Origin of the sequence: Rhodomicrobium sp. Az07 (assembly GCF_018619475.1) — a bacterium.
Taxonomy (GTDB): Bacteria; Pseudomonadota; Alphaproteobacteria; order Rhizobiales; family Rhodomicrobiaceae; genus Rhodomicrobium.
Map to the genome: position 1 here is coordinate 1 of NZ_JAHFZG010000004.1, position 26,942 is coordinate 26,942.

Sequence of the window (26,942 nt, forward strand, 5' to 3'; positions counted from 1 at the left end):
GCGTTCCATCAGGCCTCTGGCTCTGAACAGGAAAAACGCACTCTTCGCCGGCCACGACCGCGGAGCAGAGCATTGGGGAATCGTCGCCTCCCTGATCGAGAGCTGCAAACTGAACGGCGTCGATCCCCAGGCCTATCTCGCCAGCATTCTCTCACGCCTCGTCAACGGCTGGCCGATGCGCAAAATCGATGAACTCATGCCTTGGGCCTATGCCGCCAGCCAAAACGCTGATCCCATGGTCTGAGAACACCGCTAACGATATATCCGAAACAAGCTCGGCATATTTACGCAGGTCAGCGGCGGACAATCTTTCGCCTCGCCTCGCTCTGACCCAATTGGCATGAAGTTCTTCGCGACGCTTTTGCATCTCGGCGATCCGCGAAGGGTTACCTGGAGACGCCTGTTCCTTGTGAGCCACACAATCGATACTTGTGTCATCGATGCGCTTTGCGCCTGAGATGCTTAGGATTAGCGGCAGATGACCAAACCGCATGATCTCCCGAAGGCCGCGCCGGGGAATGCGGCCGTCCATCTCGGCGTCTTTCGGAAAGACTCGGTTAAATCCCGCCTCTGTCTTGAAAAGCTTCCGGAAGCCATCGCACCCTGTCAGAGCGAACCCACCCTCGAATTTCGCGTCATGCATGTCGAGATAGAGTGAAAACGTGCTGAGAAGGCGCTTCAAGCCGGGCTTGTCCTGCCAAGTGACATCTGACTCATCGGCTGTTTCATCCTCAGGCAGTCCTGCCGCGATGTTCCACCTCACAAGCTGATGGAGCAGTTGCGCAGCCGATTGAACCGGCAACAGATGCAAAATGAGATATAGCGCTGGTTGCCAATCGGTCCCGGGTTTGACTTCAGGACCAGCGACACTCTCCAGAGAGCACCTGGGAGAGGCTGGGGCGGGTTCGTCCGGCTGGATATTGAGCAGCCAATCGAGGCGCTTTGTCTGGAGATAGGCGCTGAACCCAAGAACTGTCACGTCGCAGAGCAGATCATCGATATATCCAGCCTGCTTGCGCGCTGCTTCGGGGTCACTTTCATATCCGCGCTGCACTCGCATTTCACTTGCGGTTTCTGCGGACAAGAGCTTGAAGAAACTGATGATATCTCCGTCCTGCGCCAGCTTCGGGAGACGCTCAAGCCTTGGCTGCGATGACGCGCTCGGCAACCTCATTCTTGTGCGCGTTCTGACGTTTCGCCGCCTTTGTGGCGCGATCGATCGCCTTGTCGATCCAGACGGATATCTTTTCCGCTTTCACCTCTTTCAGCCAGGCGCGGAAGGGTCGTTCATAGAGAAGCTTCAACAGCGTATACTGGCAGGCACGCGCGGGCTTCTGCTCCAGAGCACCCAGGTTGGCAGGGTCAGGCAGCCGTAAATGCCCCCAGGCGCCTTTCTTGCGCAGCAGTACCCGTGAAAAGCGCGGGAGCGGAACATCTTCGGCCGACACGCCAGCCAGAGCCGTGAAAACCTGTTTTACTTGGCTTTGTGTCAGATATTTCTGTACGTGAGCCGCCTTAAGGTCGGCCTTCAGGCGAGCGGAGAACCCTCGCGCATCTTCGCTCCACAGCTCCTGGGCAGAGGCCAGAGCCACCTCTCCAAGATGACCGGGCAATCGGCCCAACTCGTCGAGTAAACGCCCACGTCCGGTGAAGTGAAAAGCTGCGTTGCGCAGGTTCCTCGCCCCGTTAGTTAATCCGCGCAGGAATTGGCGTCGGCGGTCATCGGAGTCGAGCCCGAAAAGCTCTTTCCTGCTCCCGAAAAGCAGGAGCAACTTGCGGTCGAAGATTTCGGGATCGAAATTCTTTCTTCCCAGCGCCTCGTCAATTCGGTTCTCCCCGCCAAGTATGTCCTTCGTGAACGGACCGGCCTTCATCGACACCCAATCCGTCAGCGTCCAGCGCGCGAACACCAGCGCTTGCCGCCAGACGCGGACGAAAGCCTCGGCGCGCTTGATTTCCGCTTGTCCGGGGCTTTGCCAGAAGCGGCTCCCGGAAATGTCCTCGGGCCAGTGATTTTGGATCGTGACGGTTCGGTCGACACCGCCTTCGGAGGCCGAATAGTGGACGATCTTGCCAAGCCGCAGCAGGTTCGCAAGCTCGGCGTTGTTTCGATGCCGCGTGGAGAGCGCCAGCGCCGCATGGATGTCGAGCGGCAAAAGGCCCGGAAGCTTCCGCTGCCCGTTCTTCTTCAGGTTTTCCGGCGTGTCCTTTTTCGTGCGCTTCAGCAGATGCCGGTAGACCTGCCTGAGTTCATCGTGCAACGCGACCATGCCAGGATGATCGCCTTTCGCATCCTCCCTGCTCCGCACGGCGCCGCTGCGGTCGCGAAACACCGTGCCCCAATGCTCGAACAGAACCTTGCCAGCAAGGGACAGGTGAACGCGGCCTTGCGCCTTCGCGGCCTCGGCCCGGATTTTCCGAACGGGATCACCCGCCTTTATATAATCCTGAATGTCCGCGTCCGTCCATCCTGGCGCGGCTTTGCCCTTCGCGTCCTCGGGCTTCCGAAAGACATTGCGCTCGATGCTTTTCGCCCGCCGCGCAATCCTGCCCTCGGTCTTCAGCCGCGCGTTGGAGCCTCGGCGATACTCGCATGAATAGAGATCCTCCTCGATACCCTCGGCGATCTTCGCGGCATCGGCGCTTTCGGGGGCGCAGTTTCCGGCGAAGACTCCGTACCAACGGCCCTTGACGCGGGGTTCCGTCGGCTCGCTGCCGTCCTTATAGGGGTGGGTCTTGAACTGCCACAGGTCCACCAGACTCTGCTTCTCATCGTCGCTTGCCCAACTGAGACGTTCCCCAGCAAGCAACCGCTGCCAGCAGGCCTCGCCCAGTCGGTCGCGAAATTTCTGCTGAGCGGTGGTGGGCTTCTTGTCGCCAGTCGGCTTGCATGCGATCTTGTCGATCGTCGATATCCATTGAGCGATGACGAGTTCATTATGGCTTGCAGCAAATTCGGTGACTTCACGCTCAGCCCGTGGGGCCGAATTGGCGATCAATACCCTGCGCAGCTTTCCGTCGCGTTCCTTGCTGCGGCTCGTTCCATAGGGGTGAACAATTTTCATGAACAGGCTCCGACAAAATCGATCGGTAAAAATGCAGTCCGGATATTCAGGATACAGTCTATCACACTTTCTGGCGTTCCGGAACGAGGGGCTGCCGAGTCAGCAAGTCATTGCAGCAGCGAGGTATACCAGAAAAATATCGGGCGATTTCTTGCAGCAAACGCCGCCAAAAGCGGGGGGCTGGCGGAGAGTCGTCAAAACAGGCTTATTGCCCAAGGCCGATCAATGGGTTATAAGGGAGGGGTTACACAGCACGCCCAATGGAGGGTGACTGCGACCTCCTGGTTCTCGCATTTACCGCGAACATGCTGGTTACACAGCACGCCCAATGGAGGGTGACTGCGACCGTGTACAAGATGTGCACAGGCATGCGTACGACGTTACACAGCACGCCCAATGGAGGGTGACTGCGACCCACGCCGCCAGCAAACTCGTTTGGACCGAAGTTACAGAGTGCGCCCACTGGCGGTGCATCATCTCAGGGTTGGCGGGGCACGAGCGGGCACTATTGACGCCAGCGCGATTCAGGCGCGGCGGCCACAAAAGCCACAATTTTAATTATGTCTTGCCCGGGAGCATCGCGTGTGCTCGGTGCTCATTTTTCAGTCTAATGATTATTAGAGGTTGTCCGTGGAATACAATCTTCTTGTGCTTGGCCCGATGGAGAAACGCGAGGGAGACATCGTAACCGGCAGAAGTATTACCCGACGTCTGGGGGAGATACTCCAGCAGATGTCTCGAAGTCTTCAGTCAGCAGGGGCGGCTTTTCGCGTGATCACGCCGGACGCTCCAAGCCAGAATGTCATTGTACAGATGGTGCTCGATTATGTGGAGCAGGCTGATCTTGTCGTGATCGACCTGACGGGAGGACGGCCAAACGTCGCCTACGAGGCGGCGATCATCCACGCGCTTGGCATACCCCATATTTTCGTCTCTCAGGATGAGAAGGTTCCCTTCTATTTCAGCGGAACGCAGGTCATCACCCGATTCAATCTGGATGATGATTTTGTGGAAGGCTCCAAGAGCGCCACACAGCGTGATCTCTACGACAGGCTCGCCTTTTTCCTGTCAAGCGCGGATGCCCGAGGGGATATGTCGGCTAACATCCTCACATCTCATTTCGAGGGGCTGCCGCTCGTGGATATTTCCGGTCCGTCGGGCCTCGCGCTTGGATATTTCATCAACGCCGTGATGCGCTTCATCGCGCCCGGAGGCTTCTCGGGCAGCACGTGTACGCTGACGATCGAGCAGAAGAAGCGCATCGCGCGCCTGTTCAAGACACGAAGCAAGGCCGTCGAGTTGAAGACACTTGTCGTTGTCGAGCCACCCTCCCTTCTGAAGAAGGATTGGCATTCCGACTGGCAACAAATTCAGGCCGTGCTGAAGGCAGAAGGAATAAGCGTCGAGCGAGGTGCAATCGAGACGGAAGGCGCGCGCGGCAAGCGGGGCTGGTCCGGCTGGTTTTACAGCGGCGGCATTCGCAAGGGCGTCACCTTTTGCATCGACCTCCCGACCACCGTCTACCCTCTTGTCGATTCACCGAGGATGACGCGCCTCAAGAAGCGGCAGTTCGCTCTTGAGGGGAAGCAGGCAGAAATTCTGAAAGCTGTGCAGCACCGCTCGCTTGAACATATGCTGGCTGCTTTCCGGCGCAACCTGAAATATCACGTCGAAACCGTGAAGGATCGCAAGCTGGACGGAATGGTCTACTCGACGCTCGATACGCTCGTCGCCGACGTCCGGAATGTCATCTAGTTGGGAGCAATAAGAAAGGCCCTGAGCGGCGCGCGCATTCAGACGGCCCGGTAGCTCCCTTCGAACTCGGCGCGGGCGATGAGATAGGGCTCGCCCCCTCGCTCGCCGGTGGCCGGATCGAGCGCGTCCGCGACCATGCAATCCGCCTCGCCCGCCTGCTTCTTTCCCCACGGCGCGATGATCTCGATCGGACAGCCGAAGGGGTTCTGCACGGCAATCACCTCGCCTTGCGCGACATAGACGTTTTTCGCACCGGGCTTCGCTGAATAGTGCTGCGCGAAGGCGTCGGGCCTCACCACCCAGCGCTCGCCCGTGCCGGCCGTCACGATGTAGTCGCCCTTCTCGGCGCGGTTCGTGGTTTCGGTCTGGCCGTTCAAAAGCACCGTTTTCACCGGCTGCGGCCGCGAAACGCGGTCGGCGCGAACCTCGGCCACTTTCCTGTAGCGGCGGCCTTGTGTTTCCAGCGCTGCGGCGAACCGGGGCGATGCCCCATCGACGACAAGTCGACCATTCGACGGCATGCTTTATCGCGCCCCTCCTACTGCGGCATCTCGAAGGGCCGTGAATGGCGAAGCCAGACAAATTCGGCCTGTTCCTGCAAGGCTTCGTCGCCAAGACGCTCAAGGATCTGCTCGGCCGTCCACTCTGTGCCCGGCGTTCCTACCTCCCGCAACATAACATTCGCCGTCTCGAAAATCCGTCTTTGCGAGGCGTATTGTTTGGCCATGTCGGCATCGCCGCGACGCTGGCTGTAGCCTCTCGCCGCGAGACCGCTTGCAGCGAGAAAGGCCAGAACTGCTTGCCAAAGATCGCCGTTGTCGTCCGGTTTCACCAGTTCCTGCCACAAGGTCGCGCCTGCTTCTGGAGTATATCCGAAGAAACTGAAAAGAGGCGCGAAGGGTCGGGCGGGAAGAAATGTCATCAGGAAGAGCGCAATGGAAAGCGCGAACGATGCTCCGATCACGATCCGCCAGAAAAGGCGAAACCGTTTCCAGCGTCGTTCATGTTCAGGCAGCCGCTTTTCCGAGAACCAAGTCAGCTGATCCTGCACCCAGTCGCGCTTGACCGCCTCGATTGCATGCTCGGTCGTCTTCTGGGGAGGGCTGACGGAGTCCTGACAAAATTCCACGGTTCTCGTTGCGTGGCGTAGCCAGTGAACGACCCCGTCATGCCGGGCCAGATAGGACAGCCACACCGAACGGCTCACGCCTGTCTGCCGCCAGAAGCGGAAGACGCGCAAGGGCTCGGCAAGCGCCCTGTATTCAAGGAACCGATTGTCGACAGAACGGAACCTGACCCAGTAAAAGAGCGCGAGCATGACGACCGTGACGACGAGATAGATGCTGACCGCGATCGGGAATTTGTTGATGAAGTTGAAGGAGATGATAGCGATGATCGCAAGCCCGTAGATCACGGCATCGTTGAAACGGGCGATGCTCGCGAAATGTGACGACAACCGATCCGCTGCGTTGAAGACGCTTGCGGCGAGGCCGGACTTACATTCACCAGCGGGGTCTTTTCCCTCGCCCTCGATCACGCTGCGATGACCGAGCACATCCTTGTTGTAGCGGTCGGTGCGTTTCAGGATCGAAAGGATATTGCTGCGCCGAGCATCCGGCTTCGTCCTGTTAGCCGCTTGCGGGTTCACGATCTCTTCGACGTCGAGTGAAATCGGATCGATGGCGATGCGAAGACCGGGCTCCGGGGGGTCGAGCGGCGAAATCTGCGCACCGTAAAGGGAGTAGGCCGACGGAGCATAGCCGCGGTCGAACCACGCGACCTGGTCCGCAGTGCCGCCCGTGCCTTTCGCAGGGCGGCTGTCCCAGATCGCGAACAAGATCTGCGCGTGGTCGGCGATGATAGCGCCCGCGCGGGCATATAGGGCGTTCCGCTCGTCCCCCGGTTCTTTCCAGGAGATATCGTTCTCCGGCGTGGGCGCCACCTTCACGGCGGTCGCCTTGCCGATGAGCGCCGCAAATTCGGCCCGGGACTCCTCGCTCGCGAAGTCTTTCTCGTATTCGTTGCGCGGCATGGGGAGCACCGCAATCAGTTCGGCGTCCAAATGCTCTACCACGACCTTTGCGATGAGCCGGTCCGCACCTTCCGCGAGGGGGGAAAGAATAACGAAAGGAGAGTTCGGATAGCGCGCCTTCAACTTCTTGGACTCGGTTGCGATGATCTCGGCGATCCGCTCCTTGTTGGCGAATGTGCGATGGCCTATGCCGCCCAGCATGATCGGGATGCGACCATCAATGATGGAAAACTTCGCCGTGCCGCCGCTAGCCCGCTGGGGCGCGACTTCTTCGAGAACAGTCACCATGCTGAAATTCCGCAAATTTAATCAATGATGTAAACGATAGCCTTGGCGGATGGCAAATTTGCGTCCAACCCAGCGCGACGGGCTCCTCCTCGGGGGGAAGCCGATAATGGTCCCGCAAGCCAAGCTCGCGCCAAGACTGTTCCCCCTCCCCGACGCCAGTCGGATTATTTCCCCAAGGCATAGAAACTTGGCGTGTACTCCATATCGGGGCTGATAGCCTGTTTGAGGTCGTCGACGGTCGCACCGATCTCATCAAGCCACCAGCTCAGCGTATCGACATAGGGCGCGATGAAGCCGTCGATGTCCGAGCATTGGGAGAAGGCGGACTTCCATCCAGTCAGGATGGCGACGGACTTCGCGAGGGACTGGATCGCGGCCTTCTTGTCGACCTCGACGGTCTTGGATAGCTTGAGAAACACGATCTCGCCGAGTTTCACTTCGAGGTCGTCGAGCTTTCCTACAAGGTCCTCGTCGGCCGCAAGGGTCGGGGTGACCTGAAGCGAGCCGTCGACGAGTTGAATGTGGTGCCCCAGAAACTGAAATCCGTTGCTGGCCTCTGTCGCGGTCTTGAGCTTGAGTTTGAAAGTCCCGCCCGGGAGCTTCCCTATGGCCTCGGCGAGTGCATCGGTTTCCTCCGCGCAAAGCTCTGGGCTTTTTGCGAGAAGCAGGAAATCGTCAGCCAGATTGACGAGCTTCACATCCGGAGTGGGAGACCACTCCAGACCCGAAACCGTATAGGCGGCAACGACCGATGAACAAGCCGAGCCCTGGGGAATTCCCAGGCGGGCGGTGTCAAGCAACTGTGCAGAGGAAGCGAGGGGAGAATTCCAATAGGGATTCTTCCTGAGCTTCAAGCGCACAGCCATGTGTCGTCCTGTGACGACATGCTCCACCACTTCATGCGGGAGCGGCAGTCCTTTCCCTTTCCCCGATTGGGGCGGTAGCCCCCCATTGGAGGGCGCTCCTGCCGTTGCCTGCTTGAAGGGCAGCTCGGAAAGCAGCTTCTCGAGTTCGAAGCTGCCAAAGAAGTCGGTGATGTCCAGATGCGCGACATGGACATAACCTTGCGTGATGAAAGCCTTCGTCTGCTGGATCGCGGCCTGATAGCCGAGATGGGTATACTGGAAGGAGCGGGGCACAAAGAAGACGTCGAGCACGCGCTTGACGAGGTGCTGCGCCGTCCTGTGCCGCAAACCGTGATCGTGGATCATGCGATAGCCGCCGTTCGACTTCATGATCGGCCAGACCCGCACCGGTTCCGTGATGGGATGCCAAAGGTCGAGCGTGGTCGAGACCTCAAGGCATTCGTCGAGGGTCTTGCGTTTGGAGGCCGCGAGCTTCCGATTGGCGCTGAGGGCGGAGACGAGCTTTACGCCCTGATCGGTGAGAAGTGCGGTGACGGCTTCCTGCTTCGCCAGTTGGTCACAGCTCTGGATTGACTGAATGAGGTTCTGGGTCAGCTTTTTTGTGGTCCTGCGCGCGAGATCGATTTCCTTCCGCACCCGTTTTAAATAGGCGTCGGGAAGATTGTGTTCGAACGGAACGCCTTCGATCAGGGCAACTGGCACCGCGCTTCTCCTTTCCTTGGAGTGCGCTCAAAGGGAGGTCGCGCACTTCCGTGCGCCTGCCGCTTTTTACAGCGGATCGACCTCCTTGTCGCCACAGGCAGTGCGGTATCTACCCGGGTGGACTGCCGTGGTCAAGCTGGTTGATTGCTTGCCTTTGAAAAAAATGCACACTACGTTCCGCTCCAACAGACGCTGAGAAACGTCTCGGAATCCGCGCTTTGCGCTCCCGCAGGATCTCGATCAAGATCGGGCTTCTGATGTCTCCTCCCGCATGCTCGACCATTGAGCCAGATATGCGGGGTGAGGACGGATCATCCCGAGTTCTCAGATGTCTGGCCATAGCCAAGGAGGGCACCGACATGAAAACTGTTCGGGGGCTCTCTATGTCTTTCGACAGGCGTGTCGGTGCCTCTCCATTTTTCAGGAAAGGCCTCCACAGATGCCAGTCAATATCACCAGAAAGAAAATGCCCGCCGCGCCCGACAATGCCGTCGTCCCTATTGGTCACGATGCGCTTGTCGAAGCGGCGCTTCAAACTGAGGGGCCGCAGACGAGCCTTCCCGCGCCTGCCGGATGGACCGAGCCCTACAGCGAACTTGGCGACCTCGTTCATGAAATCGAGAACGCAGATCTCGACGAGACCCTCAGCGATATCGACTCCTCGGCAAATCTTTACGACAAGACGGCCTTCCGGCTGGGCGGTCGGCTATCGCTCGTGAAACGAAAAGGCTGGTTCGCTCCTCACTCGTCCTTCAATGAATGGCTCGAGAAGGGAAAGAGCATCAAGCGGGCGAGAGCGTACGCCTTGATGCGCATCTACGACGTCCTTTCGAATTGCAAGATTTCTGCCGCGCAGCTTGACGCCATCGGCTGGACCAAGCTGCGGGCGATCTCAGGCGTCCTTACCCCCGAAAACGCAGCGGAGTGGCTTGAGGCGGCAGAAGAGATGTCGAGGGGTGATCTCAACGAACTCGTCCGGAAGGCGAAAGCGAAAGGCAAGAGCCTGGAAGGCGGCGAGGAGCAAAAACAGGCCAAGACCTTCCGCCTTTATCAGGGACAGGCCGAAATTGTAGAGTTGGCTCTCGAAAGGGCTAAGGCTCAAAGCGGCACGAAGAACGACAACGCCGCCCTTGAGCTTGTTTGCGGCGACTTCATGGGCAGCATGACGATCGAGGAGCGGCTGAAGTACCAGGACCCCGATGTTCTCCTGCAGAAACTTGCGACCGCTGCTGCCTCCTGCGGCCCTGATGTAGCTATGGCCGCCATTGAAGTCCTCCAGGAACACCTTGCCATGCATCAGCAGACCGACCTGATAGTGAAATAGGGCTGGCAGAATCTACCCGGGTAGACGCAGGCGGCGCACCGTCGCCTGCGCTTATCGCTTCGGTTCGGGCGGTTGCCCCGCTGGGATGCCTTGGCCGAGCGTTGCAAGATCGCATTTGAGCGCCCGGCAGAGCCTGATCAACGCCAGAACCATGACCTTCGATGAGTTTGAGAAGGCCGTGTCGCGGGGACGGGGTGCGCCACGACAGCTTTATGACTTCAACCGCGAGCGCCCCGACGCTCTGGCGGAGGCTTCCTTCATCGACGCGGTGTCGCTCAATCTCCGTGGCGGGCGGATGCTCGCCATCGTGCTCGGCGACGGCATTCGCGGCGGCGCTCGGCGCGCTCCTGCAAAGTCATGCGGGCGTGCATTTCGCCTTCGCGCTGGTCGAGTTGGCGACGTGGAAAAGCGGCACCGGCGACATCCTTGTGGTTCCGGGCATCCTCGCGAAAACGCTGATAATCGAACGCGGCGTGGTCCGGATCGAGGGGAGCGCTGCCACAATCCATCCGGTGCCTACACCTGTCAAAGGCCCCCAGTCGATTAGCTCGGCGGATTTCTGGGAGAATATTCCGGCGCGCGATCCCGCCTTAGTGCCTGAATCTCTGGGAAATCGACAGCATGTTTTGCCGAAGGGCATCGTATGCGACGGTTGTAACAATTACTTTTCTAGAAAGGTCGAAAACCGTTTCTGGATCTGCCAGCCGTTCGACAGTTGCGTTTCCAGCAGGACCTTGAAAGCAAGCGCGGCAATATCCCATCGATAACCGGGTTAATAGCACCGGATATACCGGCACTGCTTACGCGATATCCGAAGTATGATTTCACGTCGGTTCAGGTGTCGGAGCCGGATCTCGCGAAAATTCTCCAGGCCAAGGAAGGAACGATGCTGTTTCCACTGGCCAGAGACCTCCCCGACACGCAAGTTGTCTCGCGATTCTTAGCGAAGATCGCTCTGGAAGCAATGGCCTTGCGCCTGGTCGATTTCCCACAAGGTATCACCTATCTCTGTGACGAGGCGCAGCTTGACGTTCTGCACGATCATGCCAGGAAGGGTTATATCAGCCCTTGGCCCGTTCACATCAGGACCATTTATCATCAAAACGGAAAGACTTTTGGGCTCGAGGGCAAAGCAGAACAGATCGTCCACGAGTTCGGTTTTCTTGTTACCGAGCAAAGCGAATGGTTCTTGTCTTGACGATATTCGGGGTGGAGTTTTCGATCAACATGGGCGGACCTGAATTTTCCGGCTATCGGCGTTGGCTTGAACAGACTGGCGGTCTTAGTCCACTGTACACCGACAGGCATGGCGGCCTAGCTACGATGCCCAAATAGCAACGCCACCTCCGTTGGTGAAACGAACTACCAATCGAGAAACATTACGATATCCGGATGTTCGTTCAAGGGGACAATGAACAGAGGGACACTGAGAGCCAGCGCCGCACGATAGGCCGCAAGTACGGACCGCTCTTGATGTTCAGCAAGCTCTTCATGTGATCGGGTCGGTCTCGTTCTCCGTGTGTCAGATAAACGTCGCAAGGCGATCTTTTCTACGTCATCGACCAGGACAACGAAGCGGGAAACATCGATCGCCGAAAAAACCGAAGGCGAAATTTCCACGAGGCCATCAGGGGTGTCTATGACGGTGTGACCGTCGAGAACGACCAATCCATCTTCCGGAGCGTATCTCATGAAGCCGGATATCAGAAGGGCCTGGTTGTCGTCGATATTTCCCTCGCGCAGAAGATCGTGGGCGACAGGTTTGCCTTGGCGCTCCCGCCTCTCCGCCTTGATGAGATCACTGGCCTGCAAGTGCTGGAAAACAAGCCTTCGTCGTGCATTCTCGTTGCCCGGCCGTCGCGGACCTCCCTCCACCCCAAGCGCTCCGAATAGATTCAACTGTTTCTGCTGCATGAGATCTGGGTAGAGGATATCGTGGTAGTCCTCTTTAATCGGGATACCGAACGCCGCGGTGTCCGGCACGATAGGAAAGCGCGGATAATTCAGCCGATGGACATCAAAGTGATTGTCGCCATCTATCGGCGTGGGAGCGCGCATACCCATGCGTTTTTCATAGACCCTCTCACCGTCCTTTTTTGTCGCGGTATGCCTGAACCCGAAATACTCAAGCAAATCGATTAGGGAGGTCTGCCCCTCATACGTGGTGACATAGACGAGGTCATATTTGTTCTTCTGAGCGAACCAGAAGACCTTCTTCAAAAGCAGCTCACCGAGCTTGAGGCCGCGTCTATCCGGCCGAACCTTGAACGTGCAGATCTTCAGTATCTTGTTGGCTTTTTCAGTCGCGTCGGTGTCCGAGCCGATCTCATCCTTTCTGACGAGAAGGCCGGCAATTCCGTCGTCTTCGATGATCCAGCAAAGACGACGCTGCTTTACACATTTTTCCGTCCACCATTTATCGAAACCCGGATAGTCCTCGCGCAGACTGTCAAAGATGATGTCCGTCAGAGGTATCGCATGAGCGGCGACCTCATCGATGAAACGCACCGGCGCTTCGATCGGCTCATAGGTCGTTCGAAGGAGGTAAACGGCGTCTGCTACATAGAGCACCCGGCGACCGAGTTCTCGAGAATGGCGCCTGGCCCGCTCGTGAAGGCCTCTGTCCTGGCTGACAAGAAAGTCCACGGCGCCGATATGAAGCGCATGTAGTAGGGTGGCATCAACTATGTCGTTGTGCTTCGGAAGGGGCCCGAATTCGTTCGAAAGATCCGCGGTGGTCAAGCCGCGGACTTTAGATAGAGTTTGAAATTTCTCGAGCTTACTCAGAGATATCGCCCGGCGGGCCGTATCCTTGTCGCGGCCAACATCGTCGCGCGCCGCCTCGTGCACGAAGATATCGACCTTGTGCTTGGCAGCGAGGCTTGTCAGTGCAGAAAAGGCCGGCTCTACGGTTTTATTGTCTTCAAGATGAATAATTACATTCGTATCAATCAGATATGTTTGTGTGCTCATTCCGGAGCGCCTTCTGAAGCTCGGGCTTCGCGTAGAGGAAAGACTGCGGAGCCTTAAATCCAAATCGCTCCTTCAATTCAGGCAATGTCAACGGCCTCGTAAATCGGCGTGGCATCGACAGTTTTAGTGCAAAGCCTTCTTCCAGGCCACTAAAGTACTCGTAAAAAGCGGCTTTCCTGATTGATGCAGATCGACCGTGCTTTTTCCAGAGGGCAGAGAGTTCAAGGCGTTCAACGCTCTCAATTTTAATTGCGCCCACCAAAGCCATTTCTGGCGACGTGGAATAAATATAAGCAGTAGCGCCGGGAGCCACTGACAAGGGGAAACGCCGTCGCAGCTCGATGGTCTTAACGCCATCAAATATCTTGCCCGAAAAGTTCGGCTTTATGCTGATAACGATGTCCCGGTTTGCAGGGTGGGCATCGTCGCGATTGCCAAAAATCGGAAGGACATACTGATCGTCGTCGGCAACGGTCCCGCCAAGCTCGGCCTGGATCCGTACTCCGAACTCCGAATGAACTGGAAATGCTGCATCGATGCGCAAGCTGGCACCGAGAGCCTCGACATAGCGCTGCAACGAGGAGATCTGGACATCGCCTCGCTGTTCTATCTTGGAGATCGCCGCTTGGCCGACACCTAAACGTTTGGCCATCTCAAGTTGGGTAAAGCCCGCAGCCTGCCTCAACGCCCTGAGAGATTGACCCACGACGCGTCCCGCGTCGCCATCGCCAACCCGGACGGCGTCAACAAATTCGCGCTCACCCGACATTATTGCTGCTCTCCGAATCATATTGCTATGATATTCCTTTAAAGGAATATCATAGTGCCTACAAGGTTGCGCAGGATACAAAGTGATCGCATTTTTGCCTGAGCCGGCAAGCCAAGAACCCGCCAACGGCTGAGGAAGAGATGGAGAAGGCCCGCGGCAGTGTAGATTTAAACCTACACTTGGTCGGGGTGCAGACTTGAGTACCGATTGGGTCTATTTCAAAGCATGATTTCGATAGTGAAGTTCTCATCTTCACTTTCTATGGTGCGCCAAATCTTAATGGGATCAATGCGTTAGCACTCCCAACCCTCGAAAATCCTCCCTTTGAAGCTCATCGGGTATTCTGGAGATCCCAAACCTTTCTGGACGGCGTTTCTCCGCCGTGCCGCGGGTTGCGAGCAGCGTGGCGATGGCATGGCCTAGGTGCCAACGAAGCAGGTTGCGTGGTGTCTGTCATCAAATGCCGCCGAACATGGACAGTCCACGCGCACCGCGCCGATCTTCCTCAACCCATGCGGCGCGCATTGCGGCAGTCCGGCCTCCCTGCACCACTCGCGAAAAATGTTGCCGAAGCCCGCCGCGCTGTGCGGCTTTCCGTAGGCCGCCAGGTCTCCGCCCCGAGCGCGCTCGCATCGAGGACGGCGCGAAGCTGCGGCAGGATCGGCAACGTCAGAACTTTCGCGCCGTTCAATGGCGATCATGCTTTATCTTGGCGTGCGCCGCTCGGATGCCGTGCGGATTGGCAAGAAGCACGAGAGCAGGGCAGCGTTACGAGAGCCTCATGCGTGACTACGGGATGGCGCCGACGCGCAACAATCGCGGCATTGCGCATGAGAACGGGTCCGTTGAAAGCCATGAAACGCGTCTTCGCGAGTCCGCGCGGCGGCGTGCTGCGCTACGATTCCGTTCTCGTCGACTCATCGGACGGCGATCACACGGCCAGTTTTTGGCGGTCTGGCGGAGGGGGTGGACCTGATATCCGACCTTCTCCATATCAAGTTATTGAACTTAAACAGTTTTTACGGAGATCTTATTCCGGTGGCCTGAACTTCACATGGCGGCTTTACGCCCATCAAGCGCAGATATCCAAAAGGAAACGGTATCTGGAGGTTTGATACATGGGCTTCGATCTCGTGCTCGGCGGCATCGTTGCCGCAGCGCTCCTTGTCTACCTGCTGGCTGTGCTCTTGCGGCCGGAACGGTTCTGAGGAGCGTGGCATGGCACAACATCAAAACACATCGATGTTTTCCGCCGACCTCGTCGGGCCAGCGATCCGGGACAGCTTCACCAAACTCGACCCGCGCCAGCTGATCTGCAACCCGGTGATGTTCACCACGGCGAGTGTCGCACTGCTTGCGACGGTTCTGCTGGTGCGCTCGATCATCTCGGGCGGCGACATAGCATTCGAGGCGCAGATCGTCTTCTGGCTCTGGCTGACGGTGCTGTTCGGCAACTTCGCAGAAGCGCTTGCGGAGGGCCGCGGCAAGGCGCAAGCGGCCTCGCTCCGGTCTACCAAGGCCGAACTGAAGGGCAAGCGGGTCAAGGGCGATACCGTCAAGGTCGTTCCGGCCAGCGAGTTGCGCGCGGGCGACATCGTGCTGGTCGAGACCGGCGATCAGATCCCGGCCGATGGCGAGGCCGTGGAGGGCGTGGCATCCGTCAACGAAGCGGCGATCACCGGGGAATCCGCACCTGTCATCCGCGAGTCGGGCGGTGACCGTTCCGCCGTCACGGCAGGCACGCGGGTCATTTCCGACTGGATCAAGGTCAGGGTGACCGCAGAGCCTGGCGAAGGGTTCCTCGACCGGATGATCAGCCTTGTCGAGGGCGCTAGCCGCGCGAAGACGCCGAACGAGGTTGCTCTGACGGTGCTTCTGACGGGGCTGACGCTGATCTTCCTGATCGCGGTCGGCACGCTGCCCGCTTTCGCCGCATACGCGGGCGGGTCCATTTCGGTGCCGATCCTCGTGGCGCTGATCCCGACGACCATTTCGGCGCTGCTGTCGGCGATCGGCATCGCAGGCATGGACCGGCTGATCCGCTTCAACGTTCTGGCCAAGTCGGGGCGCGCGGTCGAGGCGGCGGGCGACATCGACACGCTGCTGCTCGACAAGACCGGGACGATCACGCTCGGCGACCGGCAGGCGACCGACTTCCTGCCGCTGTCGGGCGTGCGCGAAGGTGAACTGGTCGAGGCGGCGCGCCTGTCCTCGCTGGGGGATGAGACCCCCGAAGGCCGCTCTATCGTCGAGTTGGCGGGGGCTGGCGAGACTGCACCTGCGGGTGCGGAAACGGTTTCCTTCACCGCGCAGACGCGCGTCAGCGGGATCGACATCGGGGAACGCAAGATCCGCAAGGGCGCGGTCGATGCGATCCTGAAGCTGCATGATTTCGATCAGGGTGCAGTCAGGCAGATCCGCACCCTCACCGAAAAGATCGCGCGCGCCGGTGGCACACCGCTGGCCGTAGCGGACGGCACCCGGCTTTTAGGGGCCATCGCTCTCAAGGACATCGTCAAGGCAGGCATCAAGGAACGCTTTGCCGAGTTGCGCCGGATGGGCATCCGGACGGTGATGATCACCGGGGACAATCCGCTGACGGCTGCGGCCATCGCGGCGGAATCCGGTGTCGACGACTTCCTTGCCGAGGCGACTCCGGAGGACAAGCTCGAGTTGATCCGCAAGGAGCAATCCGGCGGCAAGCTGGTCGCCATGTGCGGTGACGGAACGAACGACGCGCCAGCTCTGGCGCAGTCCGATGTCGGCGTCGCAATGAACACCGGCACCCAGGCCGCGCGCGAGGCAGGCAACATGGTCGACCTCGACAACAACCCCACCAAGCTCATCGAGATCGTGGGGATCGGCAAGCAGCTGCTGATGACGCGCGGCGCGCTGACCACTTTCTCGATCTCGAACGACGTGGCCAAGTATTTCGCCATCCTGCCGGCGATCTTCGTGGCCCTCTATCCGGGCCTCGACGCGCTGAAGGTCATGGGATTGTCGAGTCCTCAAAGCGCGATCCTGTCGGCGATCATCTTCAACGCCCTCATCATCCCGCTGCTGGTTCCACTGGCTCTGCGAGGGGTGACCTACCGCCCGCAGAGTGCGTCGCGCCAGCTTGTCCGCAACCTCTGCATTTACGGCCTCGGCGGCCTGATCGTCCCCTTCGTCGGCATCAAGCTGATCGACGTGTTCGTATCCGGCCTCGGCCTCGCGTGAAGGGAGACGAACATGATCATTCTAACCTATGCACTCGGGATTGCGATCTTCGCCGCGCTGATAGGCGTCGTGACCCGGCTTCTCGAGGACTGAAAAGATGGAACACGTCTTTATCGTCGCGCTGATCATCGGCGGAACGGCGCTCCTGTCGCTGCCGCTGGGTGCCTGGATGAAACTGGCCATGGACCCGGCGCCAGACCGGATGACGCGCTGGACCAGCCTCTTCGGGCGGATCGGCGGCGCTACCGAGGAGCAGGGCTGGAAGCGCTACCTGGTCACGATGCTGATCTTCAATGCCATCATGTTCACAGTGACCTTCACAATCCTCGCGTTGCAGCAATGGCTTCCGCTCAACCCCGACGGCATGGGGCCGCACGACCCTACGCTGGTGTTCAACACCGCGGCGTCCTTCACCACCAACACAAACCTGCAGCACTATTCGGGCGAGGCGTCGATGAGCTATCTCAGCCAGCTTGCAGGGCTGATGTGGCTGCAGTTCGTCTCGGCCGCCACGGGCATCGCGGCGCTGGCCGCGCTGGCGCGCGGCATTGCCGGGCGCGCGAGCTTGGGCAACTTCATGATCGACGTGCAGCGGGCGAGCTTTCTTGTGCTGCTGCCGCTGGCGCTGATCGTCGCGATGCTGATGGTGCTGATGGGCATGCCGATGACGCTGCAAGGCGCGGCGGTGGCTACGACGCTCGAGGGGGTGACGCAGACCATCGCGCGCGGCCCCGTCGCGGCGTTCCTGACCATCAAGCAGTTGGGCACCAATGGCGGCGGCTTCTTTGGCCCCAATGCCACGCATCCGCTGGAGAACCCCAGCTTCTGGACCAACGGGCTGGCGATGATCGCTATCATGCTGATCCCGATGGCCTGCGTCTGGATGTTCGGCGGCATCCTTGGCCGGATGAAACACGCCACCGTCATCTTTGCCGTGATGGCGCTGTTCATCCTGGTCAAGATAACCGGCTCGATAGCATTCGAGTCCGCCCCCACCCCGGCCTTTGCCGAACTGCCCGTGTCCACGGAAACCGGCAACCTCGAAGGCAAGGAGCTTCGCTTCGGCGCCACGGGCGGGCCGCTCTGGGCGGTGCTGACCACCTCGACCTCGAACGGATCGGTGGGAGCGATGCATGACAGCCTCAACCCGCTGACCGGACTGATGCCCATGGCGGGCATGTGGCTGAACGCGACCTTCGGCGGCGTCGGCGTGGGGATGATCAACATGTTCCTCTACATCATCGTCGCGGTTTTCGTCGCGGGCATGATGGTCGGGCGCACCCCGGAATACCTTGGCCACAGGATCGAGGCCAAGGAGGTGCGGCTCGCCATTCTGGCGCTGTTCTCTCACGCGTTCCTGATCCTTGGGCCTACGGCGCTGTTCGCCGCGACCTCGCTGGGCCAGGCCACTGTTCAGGACCCGGGCGCGCACGGCTTCTCCGAGATCCTTTACGAGTTCACGTCGGCTGCGGCCAACAACGGCTCGGGCTTCGAGGGCTTGGGCGACGGAACCTGGGCCTGGAACATCGCCACCGGCGTCGTGATGCTGCTCGGCCGTTACCTGCCCATCATCTTGCCGCTCGCCATCGTGGGCAGCCTGATGGCCAAGCGCCGCGCGGCGGAGAGCGCCGGCACCCTCGGCGTCGAGGATGCGACCTTCGGCACGATGCTTGGCCTGACAGTCGTCATCTTCGGCGCACTCACCTTCCTTCCGGCGGCGGCCCTTGGCCCGCTGGCCGAACACTTCTCGCTGCCTTGACCGGCGCTGAAAGGAGACAGACCCATGAATGACATCATCTCGGGGCTTCGCGTCACGGCCGCCACCATGGCGATCTGCGTCGCCGGCTATACCACGGTGATCCTCGGCTTCGCGCAGGCCGTGACACCAGCCACCGCCAACGGGTCCTTGATCACGAAAGGCGATGGCAGCGTGATCGGCAGCCGCCTGATCGCGCAGGGCTTCACCTCGCCGGAATACGTCTGGCCGCGCCCCTCGGCGGTGGACTACGACGCCGCGGGCGCGGGCGGATCGAACCTTTCGCCGGCCAATCCGGCGTTGGCAGAGCGCGCCGCGGCGCTTATCGCGGCCCATGGTCGGGACGGCACGCCGATCCCTGCCGATCTGGTGACCGCCTCGGGCGCAGGGCTTGACCCCCATATCTCGCTCGAGGGTGCGCTGTTCCAGGTGGATCGCGTGGCCGAGGCGCGCGGGGTCGAACCTGCAGCCGTCCGGGCGATCATCGACCGGCTGGCCGAGCGGCCCGGGGGGGTCTTCACCCCGGCGCCGATCGTCAACGTACTGGAACTGAACCTCGAACTCGATGCGGAATTGGTAAGTCCCGCGAGCACAGAGTAAAACAGTGCCATGACAGATGATGCCCGCCCCTCGCCCGATGCCCTGCTGCGCGAAGCGCAACGCGAGGGGCGTGGCACCCTCAAGATCTTTCTCGGCGCCGCCCCAGGTGTCGGGAAAACCTACGAGATGCTTCTCGAAGGCGCAGCAAAGCTTGAGGCTGGCGCGGATGTGGTGATTGGCATCGTCGAGACCCACGGCCGGAAAGAAACCGAGGCGCTGGTTTCGCCCCTGCAGGTGATCCCCCGCAAGTCCATCGATTACAAGGGCCAGACCCTGACCGAGATGGACCTCGACGCGGTTCTGGAGCGCCATCCGGAGATTGTCCTCGTCGACGAACTGGCGCACACCAATGCGCCCGGCAGCCGGCACCCCAAGCGCCGGCAGGATATCGAGGAGCTGCTGGCTGCGGGCATCGACGTGATGACCACGGTCAACATCCAGCATGTCGAAAGCCTGAACGACGTCGTGGGCAGCTTCACGCATGTCCGGGTGCGGGAGACCGTGCCCGACAAGGTGTTCGAGAACGCCGAGATCGAACTGATCGACCTGCCGCCCGAAGACCTGATCAAGCGTCTCGATGCCGGGAAGATTTATGTTCCCGACCAGGCCCGCCACGCGCTTGAACACTTCTTTTCCAAGGGCAACCTGTTGGCGCTGCGGGAACTCGCCCTGCGCCATGCCGCGCAATACGTCGATGCGCGCATTCAGGAACACAAGAACGTCACCGGCAAGGAGAACGGCTATGCCGGAGGGCAGCGCATCCTTGTCGCCATCTCCGAAGCGGCCGGTGGCGAGCAGGTCGTGCGGGCCGCCAAGAGGCTCGCAGATGCACTTAAGGCGCCGCTCATCGCGCTCTACGTCGAGACGCCGAGGGCCGAGCGGTTCGGCGACGCCGAAAAGACCCAGCTAGCCCGTAACCTGTCACTCGCGGCTTCTCTGGGAGCCACCTTGCAATCCGTACCGGCCACCTCGGTTCAGGAGGCCATGCTGGCCCAGTGCAAGGAGCTGCGCGCCACGCAGCTGGTCCTTGGCAGATCGCGTGGCAGGGGCGGCTGGTTCAGGCGGCGCGATGGAATCGTTCAGGACATCCTCGACGGGACGACCGGCATCGCCATCCATGTCATCCCCTTTCAGGACACACCGCGCGGGCGAGACTGGCGGCGGCTGTGGCCCCGAGGGAGTTGGACCGGGGATGTGGCGGCAATCGGGTCGGTGGGGGCATTGACGCTTGCCGCATTTCTGGCGCAGGGCTGGATCAGCCGCGGACCTATCGACCTTCTCTACCTGCTGCCCGTCATCTTCAGCGCAAGCCTCTACGGCTTCCGTGCCGGATTGATCGCTGCCATCGCAGCAGGCATCGCCTACAACTTCTTTTTCCTTCCCCCGGTCTACACGTTCATCATCTATGGCCCCGCGAACATCATCACGGCGGTGCTGCTCGTGGTGGTTGCGATCATCACCGGACAGCTGGCGGCGCGCGCACGGGCTGCCGCCGCCCTTGCCATGCGCAGCGCCCGCGAGAACGCCGGTCTCGCCCGTTTCGCCACGCGCCTCGGCGCCGCGAGCACCAAGGAAGAGACGGCACAGCTTATAAGAGATGAGCTTCGGTCGTTGTTGGCGGTGCAGACCATCGTGCTGCACCGCTCCGGGGACAGCGTCGAGATCAGCGCGTTCGGGCAGACCAAACCGAAACTGAGCCCCATCGATCAAGCGGCGGCCGAGTGGGTGATGGAGCACGGAGAGGACGCCGGTTTGGGAACCAACACACTCACGGCCAGCGAATGGCAGTTCCGTCCCCTCAGGACGTCCCTCGGAACGCTCGCTGTCCTTGGGTTCCGCGGACCGCCCGGTCGCGACCCCATTCCAACCGAGCGAGCGGCTCTGGCCGAAAGCCTGATCGACCAGGCCGCACTGGCGCACGAGCGCCTGAAGCTGGAAACCGACATGCGTGACATGGAGGTAGTGCGCCAGCGCGACTCCTTGCGCGCGGCGCTGCTCGCGTCGCTCAGCCACGACCTGCGCACACCGCTCACGGCCGTCACCGCGGCGGCCGAGGCGCTCTCGGCAACAGGTGACGAGGCCGAGTTGGTCGAGACGGTGCGCAGCGAGGCCCGCAGGCTGAACCGGTTCCTGTCCGATCTGCTGGACTTGACGCGGATCGAGGAAGGCGCCGTCACGCCCGATCTTGTGCCTACCGATCTGACCGACGTGATCGCTTCGGCGGTCGGCGACCTGGCCAAGACGCTGGCGGGACGAAAGGTACAGACCTCGATCGACCCGAACCTGCCTCTCGTGCGGGCCGACGCGGTTCTGTTGAACCACGCGCTCCTGAACCTCGTCGACAATGCGGCCAAGTATTCGCCGCAGGAGGAACCGATCGAGATTATCGCGCGGATGGGGCGGCGCGGCCCGGTGATCGACGTGCTCAATGGTGGCCCCGGCATTCCCCAAGGCAGCGAACAGCGCATTTTCGACCGCTTCGCCCGCGGCGAGACATCGGATCGCACCGGCGGATCGGGGCTCGGCCTTGCCATCGTCAAGGGCTTCGCGGAAGCGATGGGCTTCACGGTCGAGGCTGCACGGCGCCAGGGCGGCGGATCGCGCTTCACGATCCGTATCCCGCATGATGCAACAGTCGATGTGTCGATGGAGGACATCGCGTGAGCGGGCACATCCTGATCGTCGACGACGAAATGCCGATCCGCCGCCTTCTTCGTGTTGCCATAGAGCGCAGCGGATATGCGACCGTCGAGGCGGATTGCGGGGCGGCCGCGCTCGATGCACTTCGACGGTCCGTGCCGAAGCTCGTGCTATTGGATCTCGGCCTGCCCGACCGCGACGGGCTGGAACTGATCGGGGCGTTCCGAGAGAAGCTCGTGCCGATCATCGTGCTGACGGCCAGAGAGGCATCGAGCGAGAAAGTCGCGGCCCTTGACCTCGGTGCCGATGACTACGTCACCAAGCCGTTCGACAGCGCGGAGCTCATGGCCCGGATACGGTCATGCCTTCGCAGGGCAGATCAGAGCCACGGGCACCTGCGCAAGCTGACGGTCGGACCCGTCACCATCGACCTCGATGTTCATGGCGTATGGAAGAATGGAGCCGAGGTGAAACTCACGCCGAAAGAGTTCACACTTCTGGCCGTTCTGGCCAGCCATCCGGGCAAGGTCCTTACCCATACGCACCTTCTGCGAGAAGTATGGGGCCCGGCTCATACCGACCACGTCGAATACCTTCGCGTTACCGTCCGTTCCTTGCGCAAGAAGCTCGAGGAAGACTCCTCGGCTCCGATGCTGATCCAGAATGAGCCCGGGGTCGGATACCGATTTGTCGAGCGGTAACCGCTAACCTGTTTGCGTTGACTTGTGTGGAGTTGCGAAGACCGAGCCTCTGGGCGGCTAACGACATGCCCCCGCCTGGTCTCCTAGCGCGCGGCAAACGCATATCTGGCTGAGAGACGAAGGGATCGAGTTGCCCGCCAAGTCGCGCCAGGGAGAGGCGCACGGCGTGGTCTGGCGCTTGCCGGCCTACAACATCGTCCACAACATCCTGACCAATCCCATTTATGCCGGCGCCTACGCTTTCGGACGCACGACGAGCCGGGTCAGCGTGGCGGACGGTCGCAAGCGCATCAGGCGTGGCGTGCACCGGCCGATGGCCGAATGGGACGTCCTGATCAAGGACCATCACGAGGCTTACATCAGCTGGGATGTGTTCGAACGCAACCTCAAGACCATCGCCAATAATGCGACCGGCATGACCAGCGCGCTCGCTCGCGGAGCTGCCCGTGAAGGAGAACTGCTGCTGCCTGGACTTTTGCGCTGCGGCCACTGCGGTCGCAAACTCCATGTTCACTATGGCGGGAAGCTCGGCCGATACCAATGCCATGGCGCCCGGACGAACCACGGCGCGGCGCGGTGCATCTCGGTGAGCGGCTTGAGCATAGACGCCGCAATCGCCAAGGAGGCGCTGAGCGTCCTGAAGCCGCTCGGCATAGAAGCCGCAATCAAGGCGATCGAGGCCCAGTCGAGCAAGACCACGGCGTCTGAGCGGCAACTGGAACTCTCGTTGCAGCAGGCGCGCTATGAGGCCGCCCATGCCCGGCGCCAGTACGACGCCGTCGATCCGGCCAATCGACTCGTCGCTGGCGAGCTGGAGCGCCGATGGAACGAGGCCTTGCAAGCGGTCGCCAAGATCGAGGGCGACATCGCGGCCCTGGTCGTGCGGCGTCCGCCGCCTCTTGGCGAGCCGGAGCGGCGGCGCCTCATGGCGCTTGGCGCCGATCTCGAGAGCGCCTGGTCGCATCCCGGCGCAACAGCGGCGACGCGCAAGCGCATCCTGCGCACCGCGATCTCGGAGATCGTCGTGCGCCGTGACGGCGCAATCATTCATGCGATCCTTCACTGGCAAGGCGGAGATCACACTGAGGTGCAGGTGAAGCAGCGGTTGAATGCAGCTGGCAGGCACAATCCACGCATTCCGGACGGCACGATCGCTCTCATAGGCGAACTGGCCCGGTTGATGCCCGACCGGCAGATCGCGCGCCTGCTCAATCGTATTGGCGTGGAAACAGGTCACGGCAATGCGTGGACGCTGGAGCGCGTGCGCGGCTTCCGCAACCACCACGAGATCGAGGTCTACCGCGACGGAGAATGGGCAGAGCGAGGCGAAATTACGCTTGAGGCGGCGGCGCAAATCGTCGGAGTGTGCAATATGACGGCTCTGCGCATGCTTCGACGCGGCGAGATCGAAGGCCGACAGGTCTGTCCGGGCGCTCTCTGGGCGGTCAAGGCTGCGGACCTGGCCGGATTTACCAGCCGGGCGCCATCAAAGCCCTCCACTAACACCAAATCCCGATCAGAAGACCCTTTTCTTTCAATGACTTAGGAGAATGTTCATTATGACTCGTGTCCGCTCGGTCATACAAAGATCGAAAGCACGGTCCGGTATCTTGGCGTCGAGGTTGATGACGCGCTTGCGATCTCCGAGCAGGTCGACATTTAAATGGTGGCGGGCGGAGCCGACGCTCCGCCTTGCAAAGGAGTCTTCAGGGTCGTGAAGAGACGCGGGCGCGGCTTCTGGCTAAACCGATGATCCAAAGCGGCCATAGCGCCGCCAGGTCAGGGACGTTTTCTTTGCCGGAGCGCCTGTTCGATGGCCTCGTCGAGCGACGTGCCGCTGCCCGGCACTGGCTTGCCGTCCGCGCCGAGCGTCGGGTTCACCCTGTTTCTGGCGATGCATTTCGTCCAGATCTTCGCATCGCTCGGTAGCGGATAGCGCCCGCACCCGAAACCGGAGACGATGCAGGGATCGCCCGGGTGCGAGCAACTATACCTCGGATTGTACTCGCCGATCGTATCCGGATGATAAAATTGCGCGGCGCTGGACGAGCCATAGGCAGCCGCTCGACACAGGCAGTTATAGAAGTCCACCGGCGGCGCGATCCCCATGCCTTCAAGCGCGGCCGTCAGCTTGGTATGATTGAGCTTCGCGAGGCGATCCACGATGTGGGCGCGGCGCTTTGCGATCTCCTCCGGGCTGACGGGCTTGGCCTCGGGGGCGGCAGCCGAGACGTCGGCGTCGCCTCTCAACTTATCGCGCAGGCCCCGCAGCTTCTCGATACCCTCGCTCTTGCCGTCGAACCAGGCGTCCACTGCCGCTTCGGCCTCACGCGGATCGGCGCCCATTTCGGTCAGCCGCCGGATCAGCTTCTTTCGGGTGATCGTGTTCTGCTGCTCGATGATTTCGAGATCGGCATCCGAGATGTTCTTGTGAGCCTTGTAGATGTCGCTCGTGATCAGAACGAGTTCGCCGAGATCCTTGCCCGTGTCCCAGGCCAGCTTGACGGGCGCCACGAGGATTCCCTTGACGATGTCGGCGGCTACGCCGCCCTGTTCCTTTGCGTAGTCAGTCCAGCTTCGGTCGGAGAAGGTCGTCCGCTCGACAGGCGCCGGTTTTGTATAGGCGACGCCCTTCGCGGCCAGCTCCTTGATCTGGCCGTCGAGGCTGGCCTCGGAGCCGTTCTCCATGTCGGCGACGATGCGCTTGACGTCGGCGAGGTCCACGCCACGGTCGTGCAATTCCTTGGCGATGCGGAAGATGCGCGCCTGCGTCTCGTTCGTGAAAGCCGACTTATTGAGGTCGTAGGTTTCCTTCCAGCCCGCGAGGTTCTTGCCCGTGTTGTAAAGGCCCTGGCTCACCATGTCGGCGGCTGTCTCGGCCGCTTCCCAATTGGACTTCTCGCCCTTGACCCAGGCGCGGACTTCGTTCGCGAGCCCGGCGATCGCCGAAACGACCGCAATCTTCTCGGCGGCGGCCTTGGCGTTTGCTTTCAAGGTCTCGGTTCGCCCTGCCGCAGCCTTCGCGGAGTTCGCCGCGCGGGCGCGTTCGGTAAGCTCGCGGGCCGCGTCGTCGCCGAAGCGCCGGCGGACATCGTCAATCACTTCGCCTTGCTGGGAAGGCGGCAGGTCGGTCAGTTGGTCGGCCGCGTTCCCCATCAGCCGGCCGCGATCCGGAATACGCCCCGCCTGGGCCTCGATGTTGCCGCTGGCCTCGACGTTCACGCGAACGCTTTCGCCGGTCGCCTTTCCGGTCTGGTAGTCGGCGAGCGAAGAGGATTTCGCGGCGGCCTTCTGGTTCGCGCGCACCTTGTCGGATTCGAGTTGCCCCTCGCCGGGCTTCAGCGAGCGGTCGGCCCCTTCTTGAGCGATGGGCGAGCCCTCGGGTGCCGCGACCCCGTAAGTCTCGGCGGTCAGCCGCGTTGCCTCCGTGAAGCGCTCGATATATTTAGCCTGTTGCTGCTGGCGGATCTGCAATTCGGCCTTGAGATTGCGCGTCTCCGGCTTGATGCCGGAAGGATCGGCCCTGAGCGCGTCGGAAAGCCTGCCCTGCAAATCCTTGATCTGCCCGCTCTTCTTTCCGATCAGATCGCGCATGTCCTTCTGGTAGTCGACGATTTCGCTCGCCGTTACCGTCTCGCCCGGCGTGCGCACCTTGGCTTCATAACTCGCTGCGCCCTGCTTCTTGTAGGCATCGTTGTTGAGCTTCGAAACCTTGGCGAAGTCGTCGGCGCTCATCTGGTTCGGATTGGCCATGAAATCCGTGTTGAGCCGCTTCGCGTAATCGACGTTCTGCGTGCCAAGCCGCCGGTTCATCTCCGTGTTGTAATCGCGGATCGAGCCTTCGATCTGCCTCACGTCCATCTTGCCGCTGTTGCTCGACGTGATGAAATCGCTGTCGGTGCCGGGGGACGCGGCTTTCGTCGCCTTCTGTGTGTTGAGGTCCAGTCCGTTGTTGCGGGCGGCGTTCGTCGCCACCTCGGCATTGAAGCGCGCGAAATCGGCCTGCACCTTTTGATAGACGTGGTCGCGCAGATGGCCCGTGCTCGCCATGTTGTTGACGACGTGGTTGTTCGCGCGGACGAGCGCGAGCTGCGCCTCGCTCGCCGTTCCGAGATGGACCTGCATGATCGCCCGCGTGAGTTGGGTGTCCCAGGCCGATGCCGGGGCGGGCGCGAGGAGCAGAAGCGGCAGCGAGACGATCAGCGCCACCGCGCCGCGAAGGACGGAAAAGGAGGTGAGACGGGCCATTGCA

The 26,942-nt window shown here is 60.8% G+C and carries 20 protein-coding genes, 3 pseudogenes and 1 CRISPR repeat array; of the genes and pseudogenes, 14 read left to right on the plus strand and 9 right to left on the minus strand.

From position 1 onward, the window contains the following. The coding region (locus KKP04_RS03890) for a transposase domain-containing protein (protein ID WP_215027084.1) at nucleotides 1-244 on the plus strand (244 nt) is incomplete at its 5' end. Here the strand turns inward: KKP04_RS03890 and cas13a (KKP04_RS03895) are convergent. Together cas13a (KKP04_RS03895) and cas13a (KKP04_RS03900) are read right to left on the minus strand one after the other, a co-directional pair. Next, entirely contained in the window at nucleotides 152-1,174 is a 1,023-nt protein-coding gene (gene cas13a / locus KKP04_RS03895; RefSeq protein WP_215027100.1) for a type VI-A CRISPR-associated RNA-guided ribonuclease Cas13a, read from the minus strand. The two genes, KKP04_RS03890 and cas13a (KKP04_RS03895), sit on opposite strands and share 93 nt — an antisense overlap. After that, complete coding sequence (gene cas13a / locus KKP04_RS03900; RefSeq protein WP_215027114.1) at nucleotides 1,137-3,065, minus strand: type VI-A CRISPR-associated RNA-guided ribonuclease Cas13a; 1,929 nt, start codon at nucleotides 3,063-3,065, stop codon at nucleotides 1,137-1,139. Before cas13a (KKP04_RS03900) ends, cas13a (KKP04_RS03895) begins: the two co-directional genes overlap by 38 nt. A 242-nt stretch (nucleotides 3,066-3,307) precedes the next feature. After that, nucleotides 3,308-3,480: a CRISPR direct-repeat array (repeat unit 36 nt; unit sequence GTTACACAGCACGCCCAATGGAGGGTGACTGCGACC). 317 nt (nucleotides 3,481-3,797) lie between these two features. Between cas13a (KKP04_RS03900) and KKP04_RS03905 the strand changes: the two genes are divergently transcribed. Further along, nucleotides 3,798-4,820 carry an STING domain-containing protein gene (locus KKP04_RS03905; protein WP_215027117.1) on the plus strand — a complete coding sequence of 341 codons (1,023 nt, stop codon included), beginning with the start codon at nucleotides 3,798-3,800 and terminating at the stop codon, nucleotides 4,818-4,820. Between the two features lie 38 nt (nucleotides 4,821-4,858). On the opposite strand, the gene KKP04_RS03910 is transcribed toward KKP04_RS03905, so the two are convergent. From KKP04_RS03910 to KKP04_RS03920, 3 genes are all read right to left on the minus strand, one after another. Then, complete coding sequence (locus tag KKP04_RS03910; RefSeq protein ID WP_215027120.1) at nucleotides 4,859-5,341, minus strand: PGDYG domain-containing protein; 483 nt, start codon at nucleotides 5,339-5,341, stop codon at nucleotides 4,859-4,861. A gap of 17 nt (nucleotides 5,342-5,358) precedes the next feature. Continuing rightward, a complete protein-coding gene (locus KKP04_RS03915) occupies nucleotides 5,359-7,140 on the minus strand; it encodes a hypothetical protein (RefSeq protein WP_215027123.1) in 1,782 nt (593 codons plus the stop codon). A gap of 164 nt (nucleotides 7,141-7,304) precedes the next feature. Next, entirely contained in the window at nucleotides 7,305-8,708 is a 1,404-nt protein-coding gene (locus KKP04_RS03920) for a hypothetical protein (RefSeq protein WP_215027126.1), read from the minus strand. A gap of 466 nt (nucleotides 8,709-9,174) precedes the next feature. Between KKP04_RS03920 and KKP04_RS03925 the strand changes: the two genes are divergently transcribed. The 3 genes from KKP04_RS03925 (at nucleotide 9,175) to KKP04_RS03935 (ending at nucleotide 11,230) form a co-directional block, all read left to right on the plus strand. Continuing rightward, entirely contained in the window at nucleotides 9,175-10,032 is an 858-nt protein-coding gene (locus tag KKP04_RS03925; RefSeq protein WP_215027130.1) for a hypothetical protein, read from the plus strand. 284 nt (nucleotides 10,033-10,316) lie between these two features. Then, the gene (locus KKP04_RS03930; protein ID WP_215027133.1) at nucleotides 10,317-10,799 is read left to right on the plus strand and encodes an HNH endonuclease; all 483 of its coding nucleotides are present in this window, start codon (nucleotides 10,317-10,319) and stop codon (nucleotides 10,797-10,799) included. 119 nt (nucleotides 10,800-10,918) lie between these two features. Continuing rightward, the gene (locus KKP04_RS03935) at nucleotides 10,919-11,230 is read left to right on the plus strand and encodes a hypothetical protein (protein ID WP_215027136.1); all 312 of its coding nucleotides are present in this window, start codon (nucleotides 10,919-10,921) and stop codon (nucleotides 11,228-11,230) included. 164 nt (nucleotides 11,231-11,394) lie between these two features. Here KKP04_RS03935 and KKP04_RS15470 read toward each other — a convergent pair whose 3' ends face one another. The 3 genes and pseudogenes from KKP04_RS15470 to KKP04_RS03945 all read right to left on the minus strand — a co-directional run bounded on the left by KKP04_RS15470 (nucleotide 11,395) and on the right by KKP04_RS03945 (nucleotide 13,774). Then, nucleotides 11,395-11,931, minus strand: coding sequence for an AAA family ATPase (locus tag KKP04_RS15470; RefSeq protein ID WP_251133905.1), 537 nt, complete (start codon nucleotides 11,929-11,931; stop codon nucleotides 11,395-11,397). 225 nt (nucleotides 11,932-12,156) lie between these two features. Beyond that, nucleotides 12,157-13,005, minus strand: a pseudogene (locus KKP04_RS15875) (GNAT family N-acetyltransferase); the annotation flags it as partial. Then, nucleotides 12,980-13,774: a helix-turn-helix domain-containing protein gene (locus KKP04_RS03945; protein ID WP_215027139.1), complete on the minus strand. Its 795-nt coding sequence runs from the start codon at nucleotides 13,772-13,774 to the stop codon at nucleotides 12,980-12,982. The gene KKP04_RS03945 and the pseudogene KKP04_RS15875, both read right to left, overlap by 26 nt. A gap of 1,118 nt (nucleotides 13,775-14,892) precedes the next feature. On the opposite strand from KKP04_RS03945, the gene kdpF reads away from it, so the two are divergent. From kdpF to KKP04_RS15475, 9 genes and pseudogenes are all read left to right on the plus strand, one after another. After that, nucleotides 14,893-14,982, plus strand: a complete 90-nt coding sequence (gene kdpF, locus KKP04_RS03950) for a K(+)-transporting ATPase subunit F (RefSeq protein WP_080517485.1) — start codon at nucleotides 14,893-14,895, stop codon at nucleotides 14,980-14,982. 10 nt (nucleotides 14,983-14,992) lie between these two features. Next, complete coding sequence (gene kdpB, locus KKP04_RS03955; protein ID WP_215027142.1) at nucleotides 14,993-16,993, plus strand: potassium-transporting ATPase subunit KdpB; 2,001 nt, start codon at nucleotides 14,993-14,995, stop codon at nucleotides 16,991-16,993. Nucleotides 16,994-17,090: 97 nt separating this feature from the next. Next, nucleotides 17,091-18,752 carry a potassium-transporting ATPase subunit KdpA gene (gene kdpA, locus KKP04_RS03960; protein ID WP_215027145.1) on the plus strand — a complete coding sequence of 554 codons (1,662 nt, stop codon included), beginning with the start codon at nucleotides 17,091-17,093 and terminating at the stop codon, nucleotides 18,750-18,752. A gap of 24 nt (nucleotides 18,753-18,776) precedes the next feature. After that, a complete protein-coding gene (locus KKP04_RS03965) occupies nucleotides 18,777-19,349 on the plus strand; it encodes a potassium-transporting ATPase subunit C (protein ID WP_215027148.1) in 573 nt (190 codons plus the stop codon). Nucleotides 19,350-19,358: 9 nt separating this feature from the next. Beyond that, complete coding sequence (locus KKP04_RS03970; protein ID WP_215027151.1) at nucleotides 19,359-22,013, plus strand: sensor histidine kinase KdpD; 2,655 nt, start codon at nucleotides 19,359-19,361, stop codon at nucleotides 22,011-22,013. Continuing rightward, nucleotides 22,010-22,690, plus strand: a complete 681-nt coding sequence (locus tag KKP04_RS03975; RefSeq protein WP_215027154.1) for a response regulator transcription factor — start codon at nucleotides 22,010-22,012, stop codon at nucleotides 22,688-22,690. The genes KKP04_RS03970 and KKP04_RS03975 overlap by 4 nt, the downstream gene beginning before the upstream one ends. Before the next feature lie 97 nt (nucleotides 22,691-22,787). Continuing rightward, nucleotides 22,788-23,078: pseudogene (locus KKP04_RS15720) on the plus strand (recombinase family protein); the annotation flags it as partial. Between the two features lie 27 nt (nucleotides 23,079-23,105). After that, a complete protein-coding gene (locus KKP04_RS03980; RefSeq protein ID WP_256437971.1) occupies nucleotides 23,106-24,236 on the plus strand; it encodes a zinc ribbon domain-containing protein in 1,131 nt (376 codons plus the stop codon). A gap of 27 nt (nucleotides 24,237-24,263) precedes the next feature. Further along, nucleotides 24,264-24,353, plus strand: a pseudogene (locus KKP04_RS15475) (integrase); the annotation flags it as partial. A gap of 116 nt (nucleotides 24,354-24,469) precedes the next feature. Here the strand turns inward: KKP04_RS15475 and KKP04_RS03985 are convergent. Continuing rightward, a complete protein-coding gene (locus KKP04_RS03985) occupies nucleotides 24,470-26,938 on the minus strand; it encodes a hypothetical protein (RefSeq protein ID WP_215027159.1) in 2,469 nt (822 codons plus the stop codon). Nucleotides 26,939-26,942: the final 4 nt, after the last annotated feature.

Excerpts from the sequence above, each read along its gene's own strand:
- cas13a (WP_215027100.1), bottom strand. The coding sequence starts at position 1,174 with ATGAGGTTGCCGAGCGCGTCATCGCAGCCAAGGCTTGAGCGTCTCCCG.
- cas13a (WP_215027114.1), bottom strand. The coding sequence starts at position 3,065 with ATGAAAATTGTTCACCCCTATGGAACGAGCCGCAGCAAGGAACGCGAC.
- KKP04_RS03905 (WP_215027117.1), top strand. The coding sequence starts at position 3,798 with ATGTCTCGAAGTCTTCAGTCAGCAGGGGCGGCTTTTCGCGTGATCACG.
- KKP04_RS03910 (WP_215027120.1), bottom strand. The coding sequence starts at position 5,341 with ATGCCGTCGAATGGTCGACTTGTCGTCGATGGGGCATCGCCCCGGTTC.
- KKP04_RS03915 (WP_215027123.1), bottom strand. The coding sequence starts at position 7,140 with ATGGTGACTGTTCTCGAAGAAGTCGCGCCCCAGCGGGCTAGCGGCGGC.
- KKP04_RS03925 (WP_215027130.1), top strand. The coding sequence starts at position 9,175 with ATGCCCGCCGCGCCCGACAATGCCGTCGTCCCTATTGGTCACGATGCG.
- KKP04_RS03935 (WP_215027136.1), top strand. The coding sequence starts at position 10,919 with ATGCTGTTTCCACTGGCCAGAGACCTCCCCGACACGCAAGTTGTCTCG.
- KKP04_RS03945 (WP_215027139.1), bottom strand. The coding sequence starts at position 13,774 with ATGTCGGGTGAGCGCGAATTTGTTGACGCCGTCCGGGTTGGCGATGGC.
- kdpF (WP_080517485.1), top strand. The coding sequence starts at position 14,893 with ATGGGCTTCGATCTCGTGCTCGGCGGCATCGTTGCCGCAGCGCTCCTT.
- kdpB (WP_215027142.1), top strand. The coding sequence starts at position 14,993 with ATGGCACAACATCAAAACACATCGATGTTTTCCGCCGACCTCGTCGGG.
- kdpA (WP_215027145.1), top strand. The coding sequence starts at position 17,091 with ATGGAACACGTCTTTATCGTCGCGCTGATCATCGGCGGAACGGCGCTC.
- KKP04_RS03965 (WP_215027148.1), top strand. The coding sequence starts at position 18,777 with ATGAATGACATCATCTCGGGGCTTCGCGTCACGGCCGCCACCATGGCG.
- KKP04_RS03970 (WP_215027151.1), top strand. The coding sequence starts at position 19,359 with ATGACAGATGATGCCCGCCCCTCGCCCGATGCCCTGCTGCGCGAAGCG.
- KKP04_RS03980 (WP_256437971.1), top strand. The coding sequence starts at position 23,106 with ATGACCAGCGCGCTCGCTCGCGGAGCTGCCCGTGAAGGAGAACTGCTG.
- KKP04_RS03985 (WP_215027159.1), bottom strand. The coding sequence starts at position 26,938 with ATGGCCCGTCTCACCTCCTTTTCCGTCCTTCGCGGCGCGGTGGCGCTG.